This is a genomic window from Methanoculleus nereidis, assembly GCF_032944295.1.
GTDB lineage: Archaea > Halobacteriota > Methanomicrobia > Methanomicrobiales > Methanoculleaceae > Methanoculleus > Methanoculleus nereidis.
Genome location: NZ_JABFFQ010000005.1, coordinates 86,519 through 109,577, shown reverse-complemented (window position 1 = coordinate 109,577; position 23,059 = coordinate 86,519). Strand labels below are relative to the sequence as shown.

20 protein-coding genes and 3 pseudogenes are annotated in these 23,059 nt (G+C 51.0%); 13 read left to right on the top strand and 10 right to left on the bottom strand.

Translation table 11 applies throughout. The features are described 5' to 3' along the window. Positions 1-89: 89 nt before the first annotated feature. The 4 genes and pseudogenes from HL657_RS07990 to HL657_RS07980 all read right to left on the bottom strand — a co-directional run bounded on the left by HL657_RS07990 (position 90) and on the right by HL657_RS07980 (position 1,383). Complete coding sequence (locus tag HL657_RS07990; RefSeq protein WP_317296296.1) at positions 90-254, bottom strand: type II toxin-antitoxin system Phd/YefM family antitoxin; 165 nt, start codon at positions 252-254, stop codon at positions 90-92. 164 nt (positions 255-418) lie between these two features. Continuing rightward, positions 419-772: pseudogene (locus HL657_RS13450) on the bottom strand (GNAT family N-acetyltransferase); the annotation flags it as partial. 239 nt (positions 773-1,011) lie between these two features. Further along, positions 1,012-1,161 (bottom strand): hypothetical protein, encoded by a 150-nt coding sequence (locus HL657_RS07985; protein ID WP_317296295.1) that lies wholly within the window; start codon positions 1,159-1,161, stop codon positions 1,012-1,014. A 75-nt stretch (positions 1,162-1,236) separates the two neighbouring features. Further along, positions 1,237-1,383, bottom strand: a complete 147-nt coding sequence (locus tag HL657_RS07980) for a hypothetical protein (protein ID WP_317296294.1) — start codon at positions 1,381-1,383, stop codon at positions 1,237-1,239. 762 nt (positions 1,384-2,145) lie between these two features. On the opposite strand from HL657_RS07980, the gene HL657_RS07975 reads away from it, so the two are divergent. The 13 genes and pseudogenes from HL657_RS07975 (at position 2,146) to HL657_RS07915 (ending at position 15,593) form a co-directional block, all read left to right on the top strand. After that, the gene (locus HL657_RS07975) at positions 2,146-3,738 is read left to right on the top strand and encodes a glycosyltransferase family 2 protein (protein WP_317296293.1); all 1,593 of its coding nucleotides are present in this window, start codon (positions 2,146-2,148) and stop codon (positions 3,736-3,738) included. A gap of 179 nt (positions 3,739-3,917) precedes the next feature. After that, positions 3,918-4,949: a Gfo/Idh/MocA family protein gene (locus HL657_RS07970; protein WP_317296292.1), complete on the top strand. Its 1,032-nt coding sequence runs from the start codon at positions 3,918-3,920 to the stop codon at positions 4,947-4,949. Beyond that, on the top strand, positions 4,939-5,826 hold the full coding sequence (locus HL657_RS07965) for a hypothetical protein (protein ID WP_066958755.1): 888 nt from the start codon (positions 4,939-4,941) through the stop codon (positions 5,824-5,826). The genes HL657_RS07970 and HL657_RS07965 overlap by 11 nt, the downstream gene beginning before the upstream one ends. Next, the gene (locus HL657_RS07960; protein ID WP_317296291.1) at positions 5,823-6,905 is read left to right on the top strand and encodes a DUF354 domain-containing protein; all 1,083 of its coding nucleotides are present in this window, start codon (positions 5,823-5,825) and stop codon (positions 6,903-6,905) included. Before HL657_RS07965 ends, HL657_RS07960 begins: the two co-directional genes overlap by 4 nt. Next, positions 6,902-8,176: a UDP-glucose dehydrogenase family protein gene (locus HL657_RS07955; RefSeq protein WP_317296290.1), complete on the top strand. Its 1,275-nt coding sequence runs from the start codon at positions 6,902-6,904 to the stop codon at positions 8,174-8,176. Before HL657_RS07960 ends, HL657_RS07955 begins: the two co-directional genes overlap by 4 nt. Further along, complete coding sequence (gene galU, locus HL657_RS07950) at positions 8,167-9,099, top strand: UTP--glucose-1-phosphate uridylyltransferase GalU (protein ID WP_317296289.1); 933 nt, start codon at positions 8,167-8,169, stop codon at positions 9,097-9,099. The genes HL657_RS07955 and galU overlap by 10 nt, the downstream gene beginning before the upstream one ends. A 22-nt stretch (positions 9,100-9,121) precedes the next feature. Next, positions 9,122-9,520 (top strand): UDP-glucose/GDP-mannose dehydrogenase family protein, encoded by a 399-nt coding sequence (locus HL657_RS07945; RefSeq protein ID WP_317296288.1) that lies wholly within the window; start codon positions 9,122-9,124, stop codon positions 9,518-9,520. A gap of 16 nt (positions 9,521-9,536) precedes the next feature. Continuing rightward, positions 9,537-10,763, top strand: coding sequence for a glycosyltransferase family 4 protein (locus HL657_RS07940; RefSeq protein WP_317296287.1), 1,227 nt, complete (start codon positions 9,537-9,539; stop codon positions 10,761-10,763). Between the two features lie 94 nt (positions 10,764-10,857). Then, the gene (locus HL657_RS07935) at positions 10,858-12,762 is read left to right on the top strand and encodes a hypothetical protein (protein WP_317296286.1); all 1,905 of its coding nucleotides are present in this window, start codon (positions 10,858-10,860) and stop codon (positions 12,760-12,762) included. Positions 12,763-13,170: 408 nt separating this feature from the next. Continuing rightward, positions 13,171-13,284 (top strand): annotated as a pseudogene (locus HL657_RS07930) (IS256 family transposase); the annotation flags it as partial. A gap of 9 nt (positions 13,285-13,293) precedes the next feature. Beyond that, a pseudogene (locus tag HL657_RS07925) lies at positions 13,294-13,584 on the top strand (transposase); the annotation flags it as partial. Positions 13,585-13,803: 219 nt separating this feature from the next. Continuing rightward, a complete protein-coding gene (locus HL657_RS07920; protein ID WP_317296285.1) occupies positions 13,804-14,034 on the top strand; it encodes a hypothetical protein in 231 nt (76 codons plus the stop codon). A 308-nt stretch (positions 14,035-14,342) separates the two neighbouring features. Continuing rightward, positions 14,343-15,593 carry a CDP-glycerol glycerophosphotransferase family protein gene (locus HL657_RS07915; RefSeq protein ID WP_317296284.1) on the top strand — a complete coding sequence of 417 codons (1,251 nt, stop codon included), beginning with the start codon at positions 14,343-14,345 and terminating at the stop codon, positions 15,591-15,593. 171 nt (positions 15,594-15,764) lie between these two features. Here the strand turns inward: HL657_RS07915 and HL657_RS07910 are convergent, their stop codons facing one another. The 6 genes from HL657_RS07910 to HL657_RS07885 form a co-directional block, all read right to left on the bottom strand. Continuing rightward, positions 15,765-16,748: an NAD(P)H-dependent glycerol-3-phosphate dehydrogenase gene (locus tag HL657_RS07910; RefSeq protein ID WP_317296283.1), complete on the bottom strand. Its 984-nt coding sequence runs from the start codon at positions 16,746-16,748 to the stop codon at positions 15,765-15,767. Next, a complete protein-coding gene (locus HL657_RS07905; RefSeq protein ID WP_317296372.1) occupies positions 16,745-17,485 on the bottom strand; it encodes a phosphocholine cytidylyltransferase family protein in 741 nt (246 codons plus the stop codon). Before HL657_RS07905 ends, HL657_RS07910 begins: the two co-directional genes overlap by 4 nt. Positions 17,486-17,633: 148 nt before the next feature. After that, complete coding sequence (locus HL657_RS07900) at positions 17,634-18,650, bottom strand: glycosyltransferase family 2 protein (protein WP_317296282.1); 1,017 nt, start codon at positions 18,648-18,650, stop codon at positions 17,634-17,636. Position 18,651: 1 nt separating this feature from the next. Beyond that, positions 18,652-19,908 (bottom strand): polysaccharide pyruvyl transferase family protein, encoded by a 1,257-nt coding sequence (locus HL657_RS07895; RefSeq protein WP_317296281.1) that lies wholly within the window; start codon positions 19,906-19,908, stop codon positions 18,652-18,654. Beyond that, positions 19,901-21,268, bottom strand: a complete 1,368-nt coding sequence (locus HL657_RS07890; RefSeq protein ID WP_317296280.1) for a Coenzyme F420 hydrogenase/dehydrogenase, beta subunit C-terminal domain — start codon at positions 21,266-21,268, stop codon at positions 19,901-19,903. Before HL657_RS07890 ends, HL657_RS07895 begins: the two co-directional genes overlap by 8 nt. Continuing rightward, entirely contained in the window at positions 21,265-22,833 is a 1,569-nt protein-coding gene (locus tag HL657_RS07885) for an oligosaccharide flippase family protein (protein ID WP_317296279.1), read from the bottom strand. Before HL657_RS07885 ends, HL657_RS07890 begins: the two co-directional genes overlap by 4 nt. Positions 22,834-23,059: the final 226 nt, after the last annotated feature.

Below are 23,059 nucleotides of genomic sequence, written 5' to 3'. Positions count from 1 at the left end.
GGTGCTGCGGTCCATCGCAACTATATCGTGCGGCAATGCCGCGATATCTCTCTTGACGCTTGCCTTGATGCGGATCGCGCATCCCGCCATTACCGCTTCCTGGACTCGCTGAACTCTATGGCCGGCTCGTCGCGCCGCTCCGCTACAACCGCAAGGTCGTGAAGGTCTTCTTGCAGCTGTTCGTACTCCTGCAGGGGGAGAATGACTGCGACCCGGTTGCCGTGCTCGTCGACAATGTAATGCTCTGCGCCCAACTGCTGTGACCTCCTCATCTCTTTATGGGGTGCAGGGACCATCAACCTTCGTTCGCTCCGCCGCCGGGGTGAGGGGGCCTGAGGAAACGACTTACCTGCAATACAGGGGATGCTAAGGCCTCTCTATGCCGTGAAACCCTCATGACGTGATCCTACCCGGGATCTCAGAATATGTTGCAGCGATACATTGGTATGGTGTTCTTCTTCCTGGTTTTCAAAACTCTGTGAAATCCAAACCTCTCGTAAAATGATTCGGCATCAGGTTTGGCATCGACGGTGAGAACGCAACACCCGGAGTATCTCGATACTTCCGTTGCTATCGAACGTATCACGGTTAACATGGCTCGCCCAATATCCCTTCCTTCGTACTCCTGATGTGTAGCGAACCGGGCGATCTTGATTGCAGGATAATAAGAGTGGGTATACCACTCTTTATCGTCCTCAGAATCGATGTCCTTCTTGATGATACTGTCGTTTAAGACTGAAAAATAGCCTACATGCGTTCCGTTGTAGATGGCGAGATAGGTGACAGCAACATGAGCATCCTGGTTTTCAGCGCGTCGGCGGCCAGGTAGTCATTCAGCTCCTGGTTTTTGCAGGAGAAGGATGCGATACCATGATCCCCGGTGAGCCGCTCGAAGGAGATATCCGATAGGGATATCTTTGGCAACCTGGTGTCCGAGGTCGTAGGGAAGCTTTCCGGGGGCATCTTGAGCGCACAAGGAGTGGAATGGGGTGGTCGTTCAGCGGATGGATTTTACCAGTTCCTCTCCGTGGGCACGTACCCGACCGTGGTCATCTCCCGCCCTTCCGGGGTGTCGTACCGGTCGGGGTCCGCCATGTATTCCTCGAAGCGGCGGGCGTCGTCGCCTTCCAGGTAGAGGCCTAACTCGATCTTCTGGGCCATGTTATACCATCCTCGCAGGTTCTGGTGCGTTAAGTGTAATTTCGCCCTTTGTGTAGATATACCCTAGTACCTCGTTCACCAGTACGCAACCCTGACATCCCTCGCGGTATAGGGGTCGAGCTCCTCATCCGGGAAGCCGGCGAGCGGCCGCCCGGAGAGTTGCCGTGCCTCCCTGCGCGGCGTTCGTCGAGGCTCCCGGGCGCTCTGCCCGATCTCTCTCACCCATATCCACCCGGGGAGTTGCGGCCGGCAGGGGTATGGCATCGTTGCGCCCGGTCCCTCTCCATGGGCACACGCCCTGATCGGGGTTCGATCGCCGGCTTCGTTGTATGCTCCCGGCCGGCGGTCCGTAGGTTCGCGGCACCGGAGGAGACCGGCTCGTCACCGCTTCCCGGGCTCCATGGCCGGCTCGTCACCGCTTCCTGAATCCTATGGTCGGCCCGCCGCACTCCCGGGGAGTGAACGCGGCTCCCGAAGACCGGCCGGTACGCAGCTCCTCCATGGAGCCGCCCGGTGCTCGCACCACCTGGTTATGGCTGCGTTTTCTGCGCGCAACGGAGGACCCGGGCTTCTTCCCTCCCCGTGGACCCGGCGTCCTGCCCATCGGCGCGCCGCGTGAATGATTTTTCCCGATAGGGGGGATTCTGCGTGATTATATCTGATCAAACGGCATTTCGGGAACGATTATTTTCAGAAACGCTTTAATACCGATTCTCGTCCCCGCGCCCGGGAATTCCGCCGATCCTCGCCGGCCGGCGCCGCCGTTCTTGCCTTCGGAACGGGTCAGTTTTGCATGATTGTCATCCCGGGCTCGCGAACGATATCGACATGTTTTTTACCACATCCGTGGCAGTTATCCTATCAAGTGAGCCTTCTCCGGTCACCAGCGCCTCCGATATCCATGTTCCCTTCCACCGATCACCCGAACCTCTCCCGCCCGGAGAGCACTCCTGCCGAGCCGGCGCACTCCCGGGAGGCGCCGCGATGACCACGCGCACCCGCACCCCCGCGAGCCACACCGGCACGGCCGAGGTGGACCTCGATGAGGAGACGGTCCTCCTCGTCGACGACCCGGCGACCTGGCCGAAGGGGCAGCGGGCCGTCCGGACCCTTGTTGCCATGCCGGCCTACAACGAGGAGGCCTACATCGCGAAGACGGTCCTCGGCGCTGCCCGGCACGCGGATAAAGTCCTGGTCGTCGACGACGGCTCGACGGACGAGACCGTCGCGATCGCCGGGGCGCTCGGCGCGATCGTCGTCCGTCATGAGACCAACAAGGGCTACGGCGGGGCGCTCCGGACGATCTTTTCGACCGCCCGGGACCTCGGTGCGGAGGAGCTCGTCATCATCGACGCCCGGCACGACCCGGCCGCGATCCCCCGGCTGCTCGCGGAGCTCCGGGAGGGGAACGACGTCGTCATCGGCTCTGCCGGCGAGGCCGGCGGAACGACGGTTCCCGACACCACGGCTCCCGGAGGATTCGGGGCTTACGGGCGGAAGGCGATCGAGGCGATCCGGATCGGCGGCAACGGCGTCTCCGCCGGCTCCGAGATCCTGGCCCAGGTCCGCGGCATGAAGGTCGCCGGGGCGCCGGCCGCGAGGAGCCCGACCGACGGGCCCCGCTACCGCGGGAAGCGGATCGCCGTGGTGATCCCGGCCTACAACGAGGAGGAACTGATCCAGGGAACACTGGATGGTATCCCGGATTTTGTCGCAAGGATCTATGTAGTGAACGACGCCTCGACTGACATGACCGGGGCGATCATCGACGACTACGCCCAACACAACCCCCGGGTTGTTCCCATCCACCAGAACCCGAACCAGGGGCCAGGGGCCGCAGTTATATCCGGCTACTCCCGGGCTCTCAGTGACGGGATAGATGTTGTCGCAACCATGGACGGCGACGGCCAGATGGATCCCCAGTACCTCTCTAAGTTTCTCGATCCTATCGTTGATGGAAAATGTGACTTCACCCTTGGGAACCGCCTTGGTTCCCCTGAATATCGAGGCCGCATGAGCAAGTGGCGGTTCTTTGGCAACGCAATGCTCACGTTCCTTACAAAGATTGCATCGGGCTACTGGTCCATGATGGACCCCCAGAACGGCTACACCGCGATCTCTCGCCGTGCCCTTGAAAGCATTGAATTCAAGGATATGTACCCCAGGTACGGTTACTTAAATGATCGGCTGGTCAGACTGAACATTCACGGCTTCCGGATACAGAATATCGCTCATCCTGCGAAATACGGCAACGAAAAATCTACCATCAAATACGGCCGGTATATCGTTCGGGTTTCAAACCTTCTCCTCCGGACATTTCTCCGGCGGCTCAAGATGAAGTATGTGATACTCAGCTTCCACCCCCTCGTCTTATTCTACCTCTTTGGATCGATCCTGTCAGCGATCGGGGTAGTGGGTGGGGCGATTACGCTGTGGGAAAAGCTGGTCTGGGGATACCCTGTTCTTTTCGTTCATGGTGCTCTCTCGATGCTGGCGTTTATGATGGGGGTTATGTTCCTCTCGTTTGCGATGCTCTTCGATACGGTCGCAGAGAGGCAGGGTTACGGGTGGTACTGAGGATGAAAATACTAGTCAGTATTAGCCACCCTGCCCGGGTACACTATCTCAAAAAGTTGCACCCGGGAAAGGGATGTGGCGTTCATAAAACACCTCGTAACAGCCAAGATGAGGGGTTGTGTTGTTGATGAACTATGACAGTTATGCAATTGGCATTATAGAGATCATGGAGGATTAAAATGAACGAAGAAATAAGCGTTGGCGTTGTTGGGATGGGGAAAATGGGCATTATGCATGCCGGGATCCTCAATAACCTAAACGGTGTATCAGTTAAGGCAGTAGCAGATACGCAAAAGTTAATCACCCACTTTATTGAGAATCAGCTCACAGGAATCAATGCCTATGATAACTACGAGGAGATGCTCTCAAAAGAAGATTTAGATGTCGTATACATAACTACGCCAACGTCATTGCACCCAAGAGTCGCAGTGAATTGCGTTAACAATGGCATTCCGTTTTTTGTTGAAAAACCCCTGGGCATTAATACGGAAAGTTGTGCCCCGCTGTTAGAGTTGCTCCAGAAGACATATGTTACAAATATGATAGGTTACTCAAAACGTTTTGTTAGCACATTTAAAATGGCAAAACAGATTATTGACAATAAAGAACTGGGAGAAATGATCTATTTTAACTCAACAATGTATGTATCCCAGCTATTTTCAAGGGGCAGAGGGTGGAGATATGATAAAGGGATAAGTGGAGGAGGCGTCTTAAATACCTTAGGGACGCATTTGATAGATCTGCTTCTGTGGTTCTTTGGCGATTATTCGTATGTCCAGGGGGGAACAAAGCGTTACTATTCTTCAGATGTAGAAGATTTTGCACATGCATATATCGCATTTAATAGCGGTATCGAAGGGACAATCGATACTTCATGGAGCGTTCGGAATTATCGACTACCAGAAATTAAAATTGAAGTACATTGTTCCAGAGGCATGTTTGTTGTCACTGATGACTACATAAAAATATTCACTGATGCCGATAATGCTTGGAAAGAGTATTATAAACAAGATTTTGTCAGTGGAGTGGATTTTGACCTTGGGGGGCCAGAGTACACGATGGAAGATAAGCACATGGTCGAGTGTGTAAAGAAAAACGTGAAAACAGATCTTGATGTTTTCGAAGGTTTTGCAGTTCAAAAAGTTATTGAGGAGATTTATAAAACTGCAAGCAATAAAGCCGAAATGGGGGTGAATACTCATGACTATTGATAGGATTTTACTGGGACATAATCAGTTTATCGGAGTGGACCATTTTTCTCAAGAGAGAGCAAGAAATAAGGCATCTCTCTTTAAAGACAATCAAAGAATCCTTGATATTCTAGATACTTTCCTTGAGCAAGGTGAAAGGGGGATGATGCTCTCTACTCACCCCAAATCAAGAGAAATTCTGGCAGCAATCAGTACAAAACCTGAATTGTCGAATAACATTAATATCTACCCCCTTATCCCCTATGCACAAGGGTATATCAGAAAAGCCAATGAGCAAGGGCTTGTTACAATGATTACAGATTCCCTGAGTTCTGCAAATACATCAAAGAAATTCAAAATACTATTTAAAGGTGGAATGGGATATCTGAAAAAAGATCACACTGATATTCTCTCGACAATGATTGATTTAGAACTGCTGCCGTTTAATAAATTTAATACGAGATCGATATTTCTCCATAACATTCTAACGGATCTAGCTTTAGCATTTAAGGCCCAGAATATATTTGAATTTTATATTGATTACATTAAAGAAAACTATAATGCCACCCCTGCATTTGGAACTGTGAATTTTGTAAAGTTAGTTGAGGCTTTTGAGGAATGGGGGCTGCCAAAACCTTTAGTTATGTCATCTTTTAACAAAATAGGCTTCCAAATGAATCCCTCAAAGGCAGCGTGCGAAGAGTGCCTAAAAAATTATAAAGTTGATGTATTAGCAATGAGTACGCTTGCTTCAGGTTACATACCGCCGAAAGAAGCGTATGAGTACCTGTTCTCGTTGCCAAACATCAAGTCTGTCGTCGTAGGTGTGTCCACTAAAGAGCATGCTCGTGAGACAATTAATCTAATCCACTCTCACCTAGGGAATGGACTAATATGAGAATTTTAATAGATATAGGGCACCCAGCCCACGTTCATCAATTTAGAAATGCGATTCATCTATTAGAAGCACGAGGCCATGATGTGCTGGTCACCTCTCGAAATAAAGAGGTAACATTTGCATTGCTCGATAAATACTCAATACCATATGTGAAAGTGGGAGATTACGCAAACAACAATATTAAAAAAGCAATAAACATGTTTAAAATCGATGCAGAACTGTATTCTGTGACAAGTAAGTTTCAACCGGATATTTTGATCGGCGGGGTGGGAAATGTGTATATTGCACACGTTTCATGGCTACTACGCAGGCCCTCAATTTTATTCAACGATACGGAGCACGGTAAATTGCAAGATCAATTGTCGTATCCTTTCACAACAACAATTTGTACCCCCTCCTGCTATACGAGAGATCTCGGTGAAAAGCAGGTCCGATATAATGGCTACCACGAACTCGCCTACCTCCACCCAGATCGCTTCACCCCCAACCCCGCTGTCCTCACCGAACTCGGTCTCGCCGAGGGCGACCCCTTCATCATCGTCCGTTTCGTTTCCTGGGGGGCGAGCCACGACGTTGGATATAACGGCCTTACGCTGGATACCAAACGAAAGGCAGTCCATGAATTTGAAAAGTATGGACGCGTGTTTATCACCTCGGAGAAACCGCTGCCGGAAGAATTTGAGAAATATCGAATCTCAGTTTCCCCGGAAAAAATGCACGATCTACTCTACTACGCAACCCTCCTCTATGGTGAGAGCGCAACCATGGCATCAGAGTGCGCTGTTTTAGGGACACACGCGATATTCTGTGACTTCGCCGGTCGCGGGTATACCGACGAAGAAGAGAGGGACTATAATCTCGTCTATAATTTCAAGCTGGATGAATCGAGCCAGGAGAATTCGATTGAGAAGGCAGTGGAACTGCTCCAGGATCCAGCCCTCAAGACGAAAGGACGAGAGAAACAGAAGCGCTTATTGAACGACAAAATAGATGTTACTGCATTCATGGTCTGGTTCATTGAAAATTATCCGCAAAGCGTCGTTGCGATGAAAAATAACCCCACGAAGATGTTCACATGAGTTACTCTCTCTCAATCATAGGATGCGGCTATGTCGGATGCGTAACCGGTGTCTGTTTTGCTGACATGGGTAACGAGGTCACCCTCGTTGATGTCGACTCCGATAAAGTCGACTTTATCAACGAGGGTCGGTCTCCCATTTATGAACCCGGGCTTGAAGCCCTCATGCAGAAAAATCGGGAACGTGTCCGCGCGACAACGAATCTTCGGGCCGCCATACATGATACGGATATCACCTTCGTTGCCGTGGGCACCCCTTCAAACGCTGATGGTTCTATCGATCTGACGTACGTCTTCCGCGTATGCGAAGAGATCGGTGAAGTACTCAGGGAAAAAGAGGACTTCCATATTGTTATCATAAAGAGTACTGTTTTTCCGGGAACGACCGACGATCGTGTCCGGCATATACTGGAATACACTTCCGGCAAGAAAGCGGGCGTTGACTTCGGACTCGGTTCGAACCCGGAATTTCTCCGGGAAGGGAATGCAGTGCATGATTTCCTCTCTCCGGATCGGATTGTTATCGGGGCGGATGATCCCCGGACTGCCGACGCTCTCAAGGCCCTCTATGCCTCTATCGATTCCAGGGTGCTTGTGGCTTCGAGCAGAACGGCCGAGATGATCAAGTACACCAGTAATGCTATCCTCGCCACAAAGATCAGTTTTGCGAACGAGATCGGGAACCTCTGTAAGACGATAGGGATTGACTCAGGCGATGTGTTTCTGGGCGTAGGTATGGACAGCCGGGTAAGCCCGGCATTTTTCAGGACCGGGATCGGCTTTGGGGGGTCGTGCTTCCCAAAAGATGTTCGGGCCCTTGTTGCAGGTGCACGAGCGCACGGCGAAGACCTGAGCATCCTCGATGCGGTGCTCAAGACCAATGAGACTCAACCGTTGCGTCTTCTTGCCCTCCTGAAGAAGCATATTCCTGACCTTGACGGGAAGACCATAGGGGTTCTCGGCCTTGCATTCAAACCGGATACCGACGATATCCGGGAGAGCCGGGCTTTGCCGGTCATCACCGGGCTCCTTTCATCTGGTGCCGGGGTTATCGCTTATGACCCTGCGGCGATGGACAACTTCAGGCGGGTCTTCCCGCAGATAACTTATGCCTCCTCTGCCGGTGCGGTCCTTGAGGCCGATGCTGTCCTCATCCTCACAGAATGGAAGGAGTTTGAGGATCTGGACTACCATGGCAGAATCGTCATTGACGGACGCCGCCTGGAGGCTCCCCGCCGGCAGGCTGCGATCTACGAGGGGGTATGCTGGTGACGGAGGTGCGCAAGGCCGTCATCCCTGCTGCAGGTCTTGGAACCCGGTTTCTCCCTGCCACCAAGGCCATGCCGAAGGAGATGCTCCCCCTGATCGATCGGCCGGTCATCCAGTATGTTGTTGAGGAAGCGGTCGCCTCCGGGATTGACGACCTGATCATCATCACCGGCCGGGGCAAGCGGGCCATAGAGGATTATTTCGATGATTCTCCGGAACTGGAGATGCACCTCCGGGAGCATCATAAGAGCGAGACGCTTAAAATGGTCCAGGAGATCTCATCTCTCGTAGATATTCACTATATCAGGCAGAAAGAGCCCCGGGGGCTAGGTGATGCCATCTTAAGAGCGGAAAAGCACATCGGCGATGAGCCGTTTGCCGTTCTCCTCGGTGATGATATCATTGTCGACACCATACCCTGCACACGGCAACTGATCGAGGTCTTCGGTCGCACCCAGGGTCCGGTCATCGCTGTGAATGAGATCCCTCCTGAAAAAGTTGGCAGTTATGGAATTATTCAAGGGCGGCCTCTTGATCCCTCCCTGTATTTCGTTGAAGATATCGTCGAGAAGCCGAGGCTTGAAGACGCACCCTCACGGATTGGTGTAATGGGGCGATACATATTCACCCCTGATATCTTTCAATGCCTCAAGGAGGTCCAGCCGGGCTTTGGGGGGGAGATCCAGCTTACCGATGCAATCAAGCACCTTTCTGGTCGTCGACCCGTGTATGCTTCGTTCTTCAGCGGGAAACGCTACGATACTGGCGACCGTCTGGGGTATGTCCAGGCGATCATCGATTTCGCTCTTACTCACGAGGAAATCGGGGATGAGGTGAGGGAATATCTCCAGTTGGTGGCGGGCGAGAAATTGCCCCTGACATCCGGTACGGCAGTTAACCATAGAAAATCAATTTCGAGGCCATAACATGATCCGATGTGCCTCATGCGTGGGTCAAGCCCTCCGGCAGGTTGGCAAGCGCCTCTGCAGTGCAAGAATCGTCGTAATGGGCCTTGCCTACAAGAAGAATATCAACGACCCCCGGGAGTCGCCCGCTATCAAGATCATCGAGGAGCTTGCAAACCTCGGGGCCGACGTGCGGGTCTACGATCCGTTCGTTCCCTCGATTCGGACGAAGGCCGGGGAGTTTACCTCGGTCGGGAGCGTCGAGGAGGCGCTTTCCGGTGCGGAGTGTGCGGTCTTCCTTGTTGACCACGACGTGTTCCGGGGGATCTCGGTGGAGACGGTGAAGGGGCTCATGGCCTCGCCGGTGATCGTGGACGGGAAGAACCTGTTCGCGGGCGGCGAGGGGATTGTGTACCTGGGGATTGGGAAAGGGTCTTATTGAGGAGTGCCACGGGATCATGTCCTTGAAAAGTGAGATAGGCAATGTAAACTTGGCCGTGATCTGCCATTCCTACAATAATTTCCAGAAAGACCCGATCGATATACTTGCTCCTCGTGTTTCATCAGTAAACGTCTTTGTGAGGGTGAATCCCTTTTCTGAGTTGGGGAAACACCTATCTATTCCACAGATCGAGCGTTTTTCCTCTGTATATAAAATAGACCGGACTGGTATCCCGGAGAATGTGCAAGTGCACCCAACTCCCATCTGGTATATCCCCACAGATCGAGACTATAAAAGACTGGGTGAGAGGCACTATGCTCATGTCAAATCCTTGATGCAGAAACATGGGACTAAGTTTGACCTCATCCATAGCCACTTCACCTGGTCCGCCGGCTATGCCGGTGCCCGCCTCAAGGAAGAATATGGTATCCCCTTCGTGGTCACCGGGCACGGCTATGACGTTTATTCCCTCCCCTTCAAGGACGATGAATGGCGGGCAAAGATCGAATACGTGCTCAATACCGCAGATCACATCATCACCGTCAGCCAGAGCAATCTCAAATGCATCCAAAAACTGGACGTCTCCACACCGGTCACAGTCATACCCAATGGCTTCAGGAGCGATCTCTTCTACCCTCGCGATTCCTTAGAGTGCAGAAAGGCGCTCAACCTCCCTCAGGATAAGAAGATCATCCTCACGGTGGGAAATCTGGAGCCTGTCAAGGGCCAGGGGTATCTTGTCGAAGCGGTCCAGAGGGTCATTCGGGAAAGAAAAGATATCCTGTGCGTGATCGTCGGTGCCGGGAAGGTCCGCACCGCCCTTGAGCGTCAGATCCGCTCGCTTGGGCTGGAGGACTATGTCGTGCTCGCCGGCGGGAAGCCGCACGATGAGATCCCCCTCTGGATGAACGCCTGCGATCTCTTTGTCCTGCCGAGCCTGAGAGAGAGTTTTGGGGTCGTTCAGATCGAGGCTATGGCGTGCGGGAAGCCGGTTGTTGCGACACGGAATGGTGGGAGTGAAGAGGTCGTCATTTCTGACAAATACGGCCTGCTGGTCGAGCCTGTCGACCCTGATGGCCTGGCTGAGAAGATCCTGGTGGCGCTGGACCGGGAGTGGGACCGGGAGGCGATCCTCGCGTATGCGGAGCGGTTTACGTGGGAGAATATTGTGAAGGAAATTACGACAATATATCAGGGTGTTTTGGAGCATGAGAGAGATTCCCTAGGTATAAACAAAGGTTGATGCATTCCCTGTTGAAGACATACTTGTGAGGCACATCGTAACGATTCATTTTAGTAAAGTTGTTTACTTACCGAAGTGAAATATTAGAGTCACGATGCAAAGACCTGCCATACAGGAATATTTTTTTGAGAATCTAGATACTATCGCCGGCATAGCTGGAATAGTATTTGGAATCGCAATAACGTCCTTGTATCTTATTAGCGCGACCATCCATCTCCTCATGCTGGGGCCTGCGCTTACGCTTGCATCACTGCTCTACCTGGTAATTAAGAACCGGGAGGCGGTGTTAAGCGAGTCTGTTACAAAGCCAGCCAAAATTCTCTTAGAGATCATATTTTTCATTCTGTTCGCTGCAAGTCTCTTGACCTTACATGTGAGTGAAGGCCGTCCTTTACTCTACTTTGTCCTCATAGCATTATCTGCTGGATTTCTCGCACTCTCGATAGTTTTTTTAAAAGGTAAGGGTGATGCAGTTATTCAGATTGTAAAAATACTAGTGATTTCATTTAACTTAAAATACTCATTATTCCTGGGTTATTACGGCGTTGGCAGTGACTATTGGAGGCATCTAGCAAACAATAATCTATTATCTCAATATGGCTTCATAGAAGTTCTATCGGCAAAAGAGCCATATTATCCACTGATGCATATTCAGGTTGCAATAACCGACATTATAACTCACACTCCTATCAAAGATGCAACAAACTTCGCCATCATCATCCCGTTGGTGATCTCTTCGATCTGTATTTTTCTCGTGGCAAGAAATATTCTAAATGCAAAAGTCGGGCTTCTTGCGATGCTCATAGTGAATATCACCGATTTCCATACGTACTGGGGAGCTGCTCCACAAACGACCACATATGGGATCTGCCTCTATTATTTCCTTATCTTCTTTATTTTCCGAGGTGCAACAACAAAGTCAAGCAAAAAAACATGGCTTACGTTCACATTATTCTTCATCCCTGTGCTAATCTTAGCTCACGCTGTCTCCTCATTTATTGCGCTCATCAGTGTCTTGGGGTTAATTGCCGGATCGTGCGTATACAGAATTTTTTATGATAATCGTGCGGTGATCTTGCCCCCGATACTTGTACTTCTTATCTACGGCGTTGTATTACTGCAACATTGGTTCGTTGCATTATATAATCAGGCGAGGGAAGAGAGTTTCTTTGATGTGATAATCTCAACCCTCATCACATACGTAACTGAACATGCCGATTTTCTGAATCGGCCGGAAGCAGTTTCAGGGTACGTAGCGATGCTTCCGCCACTGGTAGAGCGGATGGCGGACACCACCGGTCTTGCGCTGTTAATGTTCCTCTCTGCTATCGGTTGCTTGTTCTGGTTATCAAAGAAGTACGGAAGCGCATTCACTTTCCCGATGATCGTGGGCACCGTGATGCTCCTGTTTATTACGTTTGGGTTCCCATTATTTGGCATTCGGAACATTATACCAAGCCGATGGTTTGCCTTTATGTACTTCTTTTTGAGCATTATGGCCGCGTTTGCCCTTTTGACTATATTGCCTAAAACGTCAAAGAAGGGACTCAGTTTGATGATGTGTTTTGTGATATTATCCAGTTTGACGTTTTTCATGACTACAAGCACAATTTCAAATGAAGATAGTTGTTTCTGGTTACAGGAGACGACAATTTCAATGGCCTATACGACTCAGGAGGGTATTGGAGCTGAGACACTCTCGAATGTTGCAGAGAGGGTGTTGGTTGATTCAAGATATGCCGAGGTTATTGACAACATGCCTCATAATGCAGAACGTATATCATTTTCCTCGGATCAGCAACTGACCCGTACACCTGGCACCGTCTTCCTGTGGAGGCAATATATGCTGGATAGGCCAGTTAGAACTTCTATGCATTTGGCGGATTACTACAAGAACATTGAGAAGCCCAATGTCCTGGGTGTTGAAATTTTAAATAAATTAGGCCAGTTCAATAAAATGTATGATAACCATGGAGTTGAGGGTTATTATCTTACCTGAATAAGTATATTTTGTGCTCGCGCTCTCCGTTGTATTTGCTAAATCGAAAGGTAGCGTAACGAATCTTCTGTAAAATTGAATTGGCCCTGGATCCAACCTAGATTTGGACAAAGGAGAAACAGGGCCATGGATCCCTTAGCGTTAATCGAAGATTATCTTTCCATGAAAAAACCCGAAACTCCATTTGTTTCTGACAGGTTAGAATCCACTCGACTTCCAGACTCCAGACGAAATGCCGCCACAACTTCTCCAGTACCACCTCACAAGCCCTCCTTGCCTCGCAAAACCTTCAGTTCTTGTGGAAGTTTGGGGTAAATCAGTAGAGATCTTCCGCTCCTCCGATCGCCCCGTTGGCGGCTTCTCTTTAGGGGTAGTATCAGATAGGATCCGGGTCTCGTTTCCGATCAGGAGAATGGCATGAAGACCCTCATCACCGGGTTCCTCAACCAGGTGATGCTCGCAGAGGCCCTCCAGCAGGCAGGAGCCGCCCAGTACGAGCGAACCGATGCCCGGAAGGCGCATCGGAACGGGCAGGATCTTGCTGATGACCTGAATGCCCGGGGATACCGGAAAGCAGCCAACACCATCGAGCGATTCCTCCCCGGACTTATGAGTTACACGGCATTCCCAAAACAGCACGGGAAACGGATCCGAACCACGAACATGATGGAGTGGGTCAATAGGGAACTGAAACGGAGAACCAAGGTTGTAGGAGCGTTCCCGAACGAGGAATCCCTTCTCCGGCTGGTCGGATCCATCCTGATGGACATCAACGAGGAGTGGGTCACCGGCAGAAGATATTTGACCATGGAGAGGGAATGATCAGGCAAGGAGACAGGGCTCAGACAAATTACAGAAAATCTGAGACGTTACCATCAGATCGGCCACCGGAACTAGGGAGGAATACTCACCCACCAACGTCAATTTGAACCCGAATTTGAACCCGAGATAGTAACCGTTGGTGATTGAGTAGCCCATCGGTACTCTTTGGTTTTGGGACACTCTTCTGAAGCTTTTTTGAAGAGATTCTGGTCGAGCAGGATGGTTGAACCGTCAACGATAAACGCCTTGGCGGTTTGGTTTTCTGCACCGGATCCAGAGGAGTACATTGATCAGGGCACAAAATTGTTCTTCGCCGACCCGACTGAGGGTCCGATAGACATCATTCGCAGTCGAGATCCGTTCGATATGGGCGAACTGTCGAAGTTCGTCTCTTGTCCGGAGTTCTACAATGGCGTGGGTGATGTCGATGGAAAGGAAGATCGCAAATGAGTGGAAGGTGGAGGATCGCACCCGTGTTCATGACCAGAGTAATGCTATGTTTGACCACCTCCTGCTTGGCCCGGCGAGAGATCGTCACGGGAAGAATCTGGTTGGGAAGTGGCCATTTTGAGTCCGCACGATCCAATATCAGTAAGCATATATATCCATTTGCTCTAATATTATCGTACCAAAAGAGAATAAATTACATGAGAAGACGAATGCCGAATGAGAGAATAGTTTTCTTTGGGAGTGCGGATATTTAGTCCGGAATGCCCTTCATCATTTTTCGTCGTTTAAGGACTATATTGGGGAGTTCAATGTCGTTTAAATCAAGAGTCCTCTGCTTTCTTGAAAGAAATTTAATTGCTCGCCCGTTATGGGTATTATACTACTTTCTACCCATATTTATTAAGTTAATAGACTTCATGTGGCCCAAATATGACAATCTTCTGGTTTTTTCGGGACAGTTTGGACAAAAATTCTCTGACAACAGCAAGTATCTCTTCCAGAATTTTGTTAAACATTATAGTGATGAGTTCCAGATTGTATGGATCACATGCAATAAATCATTGATCGGAACTATAAATCCAAACCAATCAAAAGATTTCCAGGTCATCTATCAATATTCTTTAGCCGGAATAATAACACTACTTCGTGCGAAAGTCATCTTTTATGTGATGGGAAGAAGAGATATACCGTTCTTTGCTTTCTCGCGGAAGACAACCATCATTCAGCTCTGGCACGGGATACCAATAAAGAAAATAGGTACTGGAGCGGATGGTGATAATTGGCTCTCATTGGTTACTAGAATTTTGAATCTATCTTCATATACGTATTGGATCTGCAGTTCAGCAATCGACAGGAACGCGACTGCACTCTGCGTTCGATTACCGATTGATGGAGTGGTGATAACAGGGTTACCCCGTAATGATTATCTAATCGAGCACAAAAACGTACCCTCATCAGAACTTTTGGCTCGTTTCCCGTTTTTACAGAAGAAGATTATCCTTTACGCTCCCACCTGGAGAGATAATACTATAGTTCGATTCTTCCCATTCGATGATTTTTCCCTCGAGGATATTAATGCATTCCTTGAAGCGAATGATGCGTATCTGCTCCTGCGCGGTCACTGGACTGATGATATCTATGCGAGGAATGGAAAATTAGAGTACGATTCGGCCACTGAAGGTCGAGTAGTTGCCGCTACACATGATATGTTTGAGGATGTACAGGAACTATTACCCTTTGTAGACATTTTAATTAGTGATTACTCTAGTATATGGGTTGATTTCCTGCTATTAGATAGACCATTGATTTTTGTGCCATATGACCTTGAAGAGTATGAGAAGGAGCGTGGATTATTGTATAATTATCACCAAATTACCCCTGGGCCAAAAGTTTCAACAAACAAGGAGTTTATTGAAGCAATGCAAGAATATATCCTAAATCCGGAGAAAGATTCAGAAAAAAGGAGGTATATCAAGAAGATTTTCCATGAATACGACGATGGATTATCATACCAGCGGATATATGAATTGATAAAGAGCAGGAGTAGCTCACGATCGTGAAAAATGGCGTAATGAATCATTTCTAAAAGTAAAATAGCCCTGAATTCAACCTCGATTCGGACAAAGGAGAAACAGGGCCTAGATCCCCTTAGCGTGCATGATGAAGGGATCTCGTAAGAACTGAGGTTTTTAACAGGCCGTCTTCAGTGAATCTCCCTCCAAATTGATCAATTACCTTTTCGATGATTCATATTTCACAAGAAAATCGGCGGTTTTCCTTACGTTATTGTTCCCACTCAATACGTCATAAACAAACTTTGCAATGGGCATGTCGATGTTATGTCTATCTGCCAACTCAACAATCCCTTTAACAGACTTGGACCCTTCAAATGTTACACCGGAGTCTAAATAGGGAGTTTTTATTATATTCTTCCCGATCATCAGCCCCAATGTCCGATTACGACTTTTATCCACATTGGCAGTCAGATTAAAGTCCCCAAAGCAGCAGAATTTTGTGAAAATGTCTTTATCACGAGAGATTTCTCTAAGAAAGGTGCACATCTCCTTATAGCACATGTTTAAAAACATGTAGTGTTCGTTGTAGTTACTGTAAACCGAGTCCCACATCCCCGTTCCGATTGCATAAACATTTTTGAGTACACCACATAACTCAACTGCTCTGACATCATCTGAAAAATCTAAGATAAACTCTCTGAAGAGATCTGACATAATCTCTCTTAGTGAAGAATTATCAGTACCTATCGTAGCACCAGCAAGATGGCCGTATACAATCTCATCGGCAAAGTTTGGTCCTGAGAAACTGACGATATTAGGGTTCTTCGACTCTTCGAGAATAACGTCACTCATTGTTTTCAGTGACGGGTATTCTAGTCCTTTGGCGACTGTAATGAGGATCGTATCTGAAAGTTCATCACGGATAGTGTTAACAGCAGAACGAACCTCGCTGGACGGTATAGTTATTATTATGGCCTCGCAGTCTGCGAGATCCAGACTGTCGCTTGTCAATTTTGCGCGGATATTGGGGTTTAAATGTAGACTTGGAAAATAATTTTTATTACATCTGAGGTTGTTAACCGAATCAACAACCTCTCGTCTCCTTCCATATAGTATGACTTCTTCAACCCTGGTGGAGATACTCTGTGCAAGGGCAGTGCCCATGCTCCCAGCGCCAATGACCCCGACTTTCGAGATCATCTAAGGTGTCCCCTTGTGCGATCAGCAATATCTGCAATGCTCTTGGCGTATGTAAAATCGTGGATATCATCTATTTCTGTCCATTTTAGCCCATTTGTGAATGAATATGCGAGGTTCCTATTCTTGGACAGGGATTGATAGATAAGATCGTAATAATTATTCACATTCTCAGAAATCAATGATTTCAACAATCTCTTTGCTTCCTGAAGGTCTCTTTTGGTGATCTTTGAGATGCCGATAAACTCTCCCGTTGCGCTTTCTATTGACAAAGATTTCCCTATCTCTTCAATCTGGTCATTTACCACCCTCAATTTAAATGATTCTTCAGTGAGTGCTTTTTTATTATCAACCGAAATTGCAGTTCGATCTAATTCTAATAAGTTGCTTAGAATAGTATAATCATATAACACATCGCCATTAAAAATAACGACGTCATCATATACATTCTCCAATCCAATATGGAGAGAATAGGCAGTATTCGTAGAGAAATAATCATTATTATAATTTAAATGTAAATCAACACCATATTTTTCCTCTAATTTTGTGCAGACTTCCCGTAAGGTGCTTGCTTTATATCCAGCAACAATACTGATCGTGTCAACATTAAAGGATACTAAATCTGCTACCATTCGTTCAAGTAGCATGTAATCATTGATGGTAAGCAAACATTTTGGACCGATCTTCTCGAGGTCAATGTCTCTGCTTAATCTCCGTCCGAGCCCCGCTGCTAAAATCACTCCTATCAAACTAAGACCCCAATCTTATTTGTCGAATGTTATATGTACCATCAGATTATAACAACATTTGGAATTGAAGGTTAACCCACAAAAATACCTTTGAATGCTCGTTCTAATGTGGTGCAGTGTCCTAATCATTTAAGGTACCTCAATCAGGAGTTTTAAAACCCTGTTTCCCTGCCGATACTCCCTTTATTCTCGATCTGCAGCTAGTTAATACCCTAATGATCTTATGAGGTTTTAGCAATAGATAGATCCTAGAGGGGGCATGTGCCCAGAATAAAGCCCAGTATTTTGACTTCCACTGGTACCGCGTCTTACAACCTTTTAAACTATCTCTTACAAGATCGGGTCTACCTGCTTCTAAATTACGGAGTGCAATCTGGATCTGCCTAGATGCGACATATTCCAGTAAATCTTTTTTCATCTCTGGTGCTACCTCTCCAGCTTGCAGCGCATTCCGTGCGGAGGTCACGAAGACATGCTCTTGGATCGACTTTTTCTCATTACTGGATCTATTCAAGGCGTCCTCATGGTAGATCCCCATGCCATCCCAGCTGAAAGCGATAGGATACTTCAAAGCAATTCGTCCCCAGAGATCCGCATCTTCTCCGTACCAGGCGTCGATATTGAACCCTCCCATCTCATTTAAGATGCATCTGGGGACGGCAACTATTGATGTTAAGAGCGGAGGAGTTCCAAGGACAGCGTCCCTAAAGTAATTGGAGAGCAGACCTTCCCATGGTTCTGGAGGTATGTCGTCACTATATGACGAGACACGAACCGTAGAGTCTTCCATTATTGTGAGGCGTGCTGTCCCATATGCCCCTGCTTCAGGGTAATTATCCCGTAACCTCAACAAGGTTTCAAGATGCCTCGGCATCCATTCGTCATCCGCATCCAGAAATGCAACCAGCTCTGCCCGGGCTGCCGCGATCCCCTGGTTCCTCGCCGCCGATACCCCCTGGTTCTCCTCTTGGATCAGCTGGATCCGGGAGTCTTCAAACCCCCTGACGACCTCCGCTCCATCATCGGTGGAGCCGTCGACCACGATCACCTCAAAGTCCTGGATGGTCTGGGCGAGAACTGAGTTCAGGGCACGGGCGATGTGAGGACCTTTGTTGTAGAGGGGGATAACGATCGAGACTGCTGGTATCTCGGACATATTAATTCTCCCCAATCAGGTGTTTCAGTTCCATCCCGGCAGAGAGCGCCGCTCTCTGGACTCCCGGGATCCTTGCCGCCAGATCGTTTCTGATCGTAGCGCTCTCGTCCAGTATGGAGGTCACCCGACTGACAACCGCTTCAGCACCCAGATCAGTGGGCTCCATACAGTAATCAGTATGACCAAAGATGTCCCGGTTGATCCCCTGGGCCTTGATGCTGTAGGCAAAACTCAGGGTTGGGATGCCGGAGGAGAGGGCGGCGATCGTTGAGTGCGTCCGTGCCCCGGCAAAGAGCGCCATCCGGCTGATGATCCACTTCGTCTCTGCGGCATTATACTCTGGAGGAACCAGGGTTATGTTGCCGTTTCGGTCTTTTATCAGGGAGAGCGCCCGTTGCATGAACTCATGGTCATTCGAGCCCGGGTTGGTCACGTGGGGGATCAGGTAGACCGGCACCCCTATCTTTTTCGCCACGCTCTCAATGATCGACGCCGTTAGGGTGGTCCATGCGTCGATATCGCCCCCGCTGACGTACTTCGCCATCAGGGGGCTGAGGTTCAGGCCGATCGCCTCCTCATCGATGGGGAGAACATCCTCGATTCCCTCCGGTTTGACCGGGTCCATGAGGAACGCGGGATCCGCGACAGGGTAGACGTTCTCGGTTACACCGATGCTTTTGAGGTAGCCGATCGTGACGGATTCTCGTGCAAAAATCCCGGGAACCTCCCGGAGGTGATGGCTCATGTATCGTTCATAATCGGGCATCGTATCAAACGGACCGACAGACGCTCCCCAGATGGCCAGGGGTTTTTTCTTCTCAAGGACGATGTCGTCAAGGCCGGTGAAGAGTGTTGGTATCCCATAATCGAGGGAGTAATTGTCTCCACCGACAGAGAGAACTGCAACCGCGTTATCAAGGTAGGGGAGCGTCTGCTTGTATATCCTGTATTTTAATGCCTCGGGGCGACGGAAGTAGTCGTAGACATAGCCCAGATGGGATGGTTTCCAGAAATTTTGGGCAATCTTTCTCTTGCTCGGGCGATATGAATGCAAATGAGTGATCGCCTCATCCATCTCTTGTAGACATTGTTGTTGATATTGTTCCTCGCTCTCGATATGGTTGAGACAGAGGAAATGAGGATCTCTGAAGTGCTTCCGCAGGATCTTTGTAGTCCCCCGCACAATCGCCTCGCACCCTCGGTTCGTGTACCCCGGTCTGATCCCGGCCAGAATAAACAGCGGGCTTTCTTCATCCATGATTATTGCCTCCAACCTTCCTCCGAATATACCGAAGAGTTCTTACCGGAAACGTAATAATCTTTGATATTTGTCTCCCTGCCCCTAATCGCCACAGATCCGGCCCTATCGCCTCCCGGAGATGCTCAGCGTCCCGCTCCCCGGCGCCCCAGCGATCCCGGCTTAAAACCCGCATCCGCTCCTTCAGCACAACCTCCTGCCGCAGGAGAGGGTTCTTCGGCCTTTCCGGCACCACCCGCTTCTCCGGCACATCCCGGTCGAGATACAGCCGGTACGCCAGATGCCGGCGCTTGACCGCCACGACCCCGGCCTGACTCTGGATCACCCGCTTGACCGGGATCGGGTCGAGACGGACCCCCTGCCCCCGCTCGAGCACCTCCCGCACCGCCGGCGAGCGCACCAGCAGAAGGTTCGTCCCCCGGCTGTCCCGCGAATACTCCGGCAGCCAGGCATCCATGCAGGTCACATCCGCGCACTCGGCGAAGACGTCGTCGCAGTAGTTACAGGCCTCCGGTGTGAACCACCGGTTCGTCCAGGCCTCGGCGATCCCCTCGCTCCAGAAGATCTTGTGCTCTTCGCCGTCTGCGGCCGTGAACGAGAAGTAGAAGTTGCTTGCTGGGTGATCCGGGCTCTTCCCGCGGTAACGCACCCCCGCCACGTCCCCCTGCACCCCGGCCCGAGCGGCGATATACTCGGTGAAGTGCCTGCTCTTCAGCTGCCCGCAGACAAGGCCGACGGTGACGACGATCCGCTCTCGGAGTTTCTTGTTCCGCTGCTGGGCAAGCCGGATCGCCTTGAGGAAACAGGGCAGGCCGGTGACGGCGTAGCGCCCGGGCGTTTCGAGGACATGCCGGATGACCCCCGACATCTCCACCGGGTAGTAGGCCGAACCGGCCCCGGTGCGCACATCCTCCGGGGTATCGAAGACCTGGTAGGCGAAGAGCCTCTCCGGGTCGCCGGTGGGGGCGACGCAGATGACGTGGTCGACGACGCCCTCGGTGAGCAGCGCCTCCAGGAGCCAGGTCGCCATCCCGCCCGAAGCGCTGGTCGGCCGGTGCTCCTCCGAGTAACCGACGTACGAGGCGAGGTAGTAGCCGGTCTCGGGGCGGTGCCGGATCCCCGGGACCGCCCCGTAGAGCTGTTCTCCGATTGTATCCTCGTTCTCCCCCGTATCGGAGAACGGGCAGACTTTTGCGCAGAGGCCGCACTCGGTGGTGCAGGGTGTCATCTCGACCGGGTTGTACTCACCGTAGCGGTTCCATTGCATTGAAAGGACGTCCTGCGGACAGAGGGCGGCGCAGAGGCCGCAGCCGATGCAGAGGTCGTGCTCGACAACATTGGCAATGACAGACGATTTCATATGATAATTCTCCTGAGCGCTGGAGGCAGGTAGGATTCAAAGAGCCCACGTTCAAACCCGTTCAGACCCAACACCCAGACAGCCGCAAGGTAAACCAGAGCAATGCCCGCACCGGCAACGACAAGCGTAACCAGGGCGGGAAGCTGGAGGATCCCTCCCAGGGTTGCCGCCGCGACCCCGATGAGGGCGGTCGCCACGATCCCCGGGAGCATTGACCGGGTGAAGGTGTGAGCCCTGACCCCGAGCACCCGCGTCGCATACCAGGGGGTGAAGATGGCGTTCTTCAGGGTGAGGACGATCGCCGCCGCGGCCGCGACCCCGTAATAGCCGAGGCCGGTCAGGAGCGGGAGGGCGACCGCAAGGCCGAAATTCCCGATCCCCATGAAGAAGGTCACGACCCCCGGCACCCGCACCCGGTTGTAGGCGACGTTGATCGGGAAGAGGGGCAGCACCGCGAGGTTGACCGCGAGGTGCACCGTCAGGAGTGCCATAAGCGGCGCGAGGAAGGTAAACTCCTCCCCCACCCAGACCGTGAGGAGGAGCGGGGCAAGTCCGCAGACAAGACCGATCGGGAGGGCCATGGCAAGCCCCATCAGTTTGACGGCGCTCTTCGTGACCCGGATCAGGGTCTCGGTCTGGTTCCGGGCATAACAGGAGAGGATCGTCGGTGTCAGGACGCCGGAGAGCACCCCGGCAATCGTTCGCAGGAGGATGACCCACTGCAGAGCAATCGCGTACTCCCCGCCTGACGTCTCACCGAAGAGGAGGTTCACGACGATGAGGTCGATCTGAAGGAAGAGGAGGGAGCCGATCTGGTTGATCACCACCCACCACCCCATCCCGCAGAGGTCTCTCACCCTCCTGCGGTCAAAGGAGCGAATCGAGACCCGGAGATAGGGACAGACCTGGCGGGCGAGGACGATCGAGACTCCGGAAGCCATGACGGCTCCGGCAAGATGCGCCCCGCCGACGAGAGCGAGATCGGGGCCGAAGAGGGTGAAGAGGAGGACGATCAGCCCCGTCTGGACGACGAGGTTCGTGAGGTTGACGAGGTTCTGGAGGTCGAGGCGGTTGTAGGCGAAGAGTTGGACCGTGAAGTTCCCGCTCCAGGACCGGATCAGGAAGGCGGCCGAGACCCCGAGGAAGAGGAGGACCGCCCCGGTCTCTTGGCCCTCGGGGACGTTGAAGATCGACGGGGCAAAATACGCGACCACGAGGATGATCGGGACCATCAGGAGGATGACCGCGGTGAGCCCGAAGAGGGCGGTGTTGAAGGTCTTATTCGCGGTTGTGTAATCCTCCCGCTGGAGGTCGACGGTGAGGAACCGGGAGACCGAAGTGTTGAGCGACTGGACGACGATCGCCACGTACCCCGTGATCGAGGTCGCGAGCGGGATGAGCCCGTAGGCCGCGACCCCGAGGGTGTTGATGAAGTACGGCACCAGAAGAACACCGATGACGACGTTCACCAGGAAGTAGGCGATATTCGCCGCGAGGTTGCGGGGGAGCTGGGCGGCGAGGCCTCGTGTGGCTGGTGTGTTGTCTGGGGTGGTGGGAGGTGTCATGGGATCGATGTGCTTTATTCTTCTGACCGGCAACGCGCCGGCTCCCTGAAGAGCGATAGTTCACTCTATAGTTGAGTGATAGTTGTATGAAACGTTACCGAATTTTATCCCCCGGAAATAGCCTGTACTGATGATAAAGAAACTCATTCTGCGATGTAAACGGGATAGGTTGCCTCTCTATAGAGACTATCCAAATCTGTGGAATGTTTGAAAGGCTCAAGAGAGG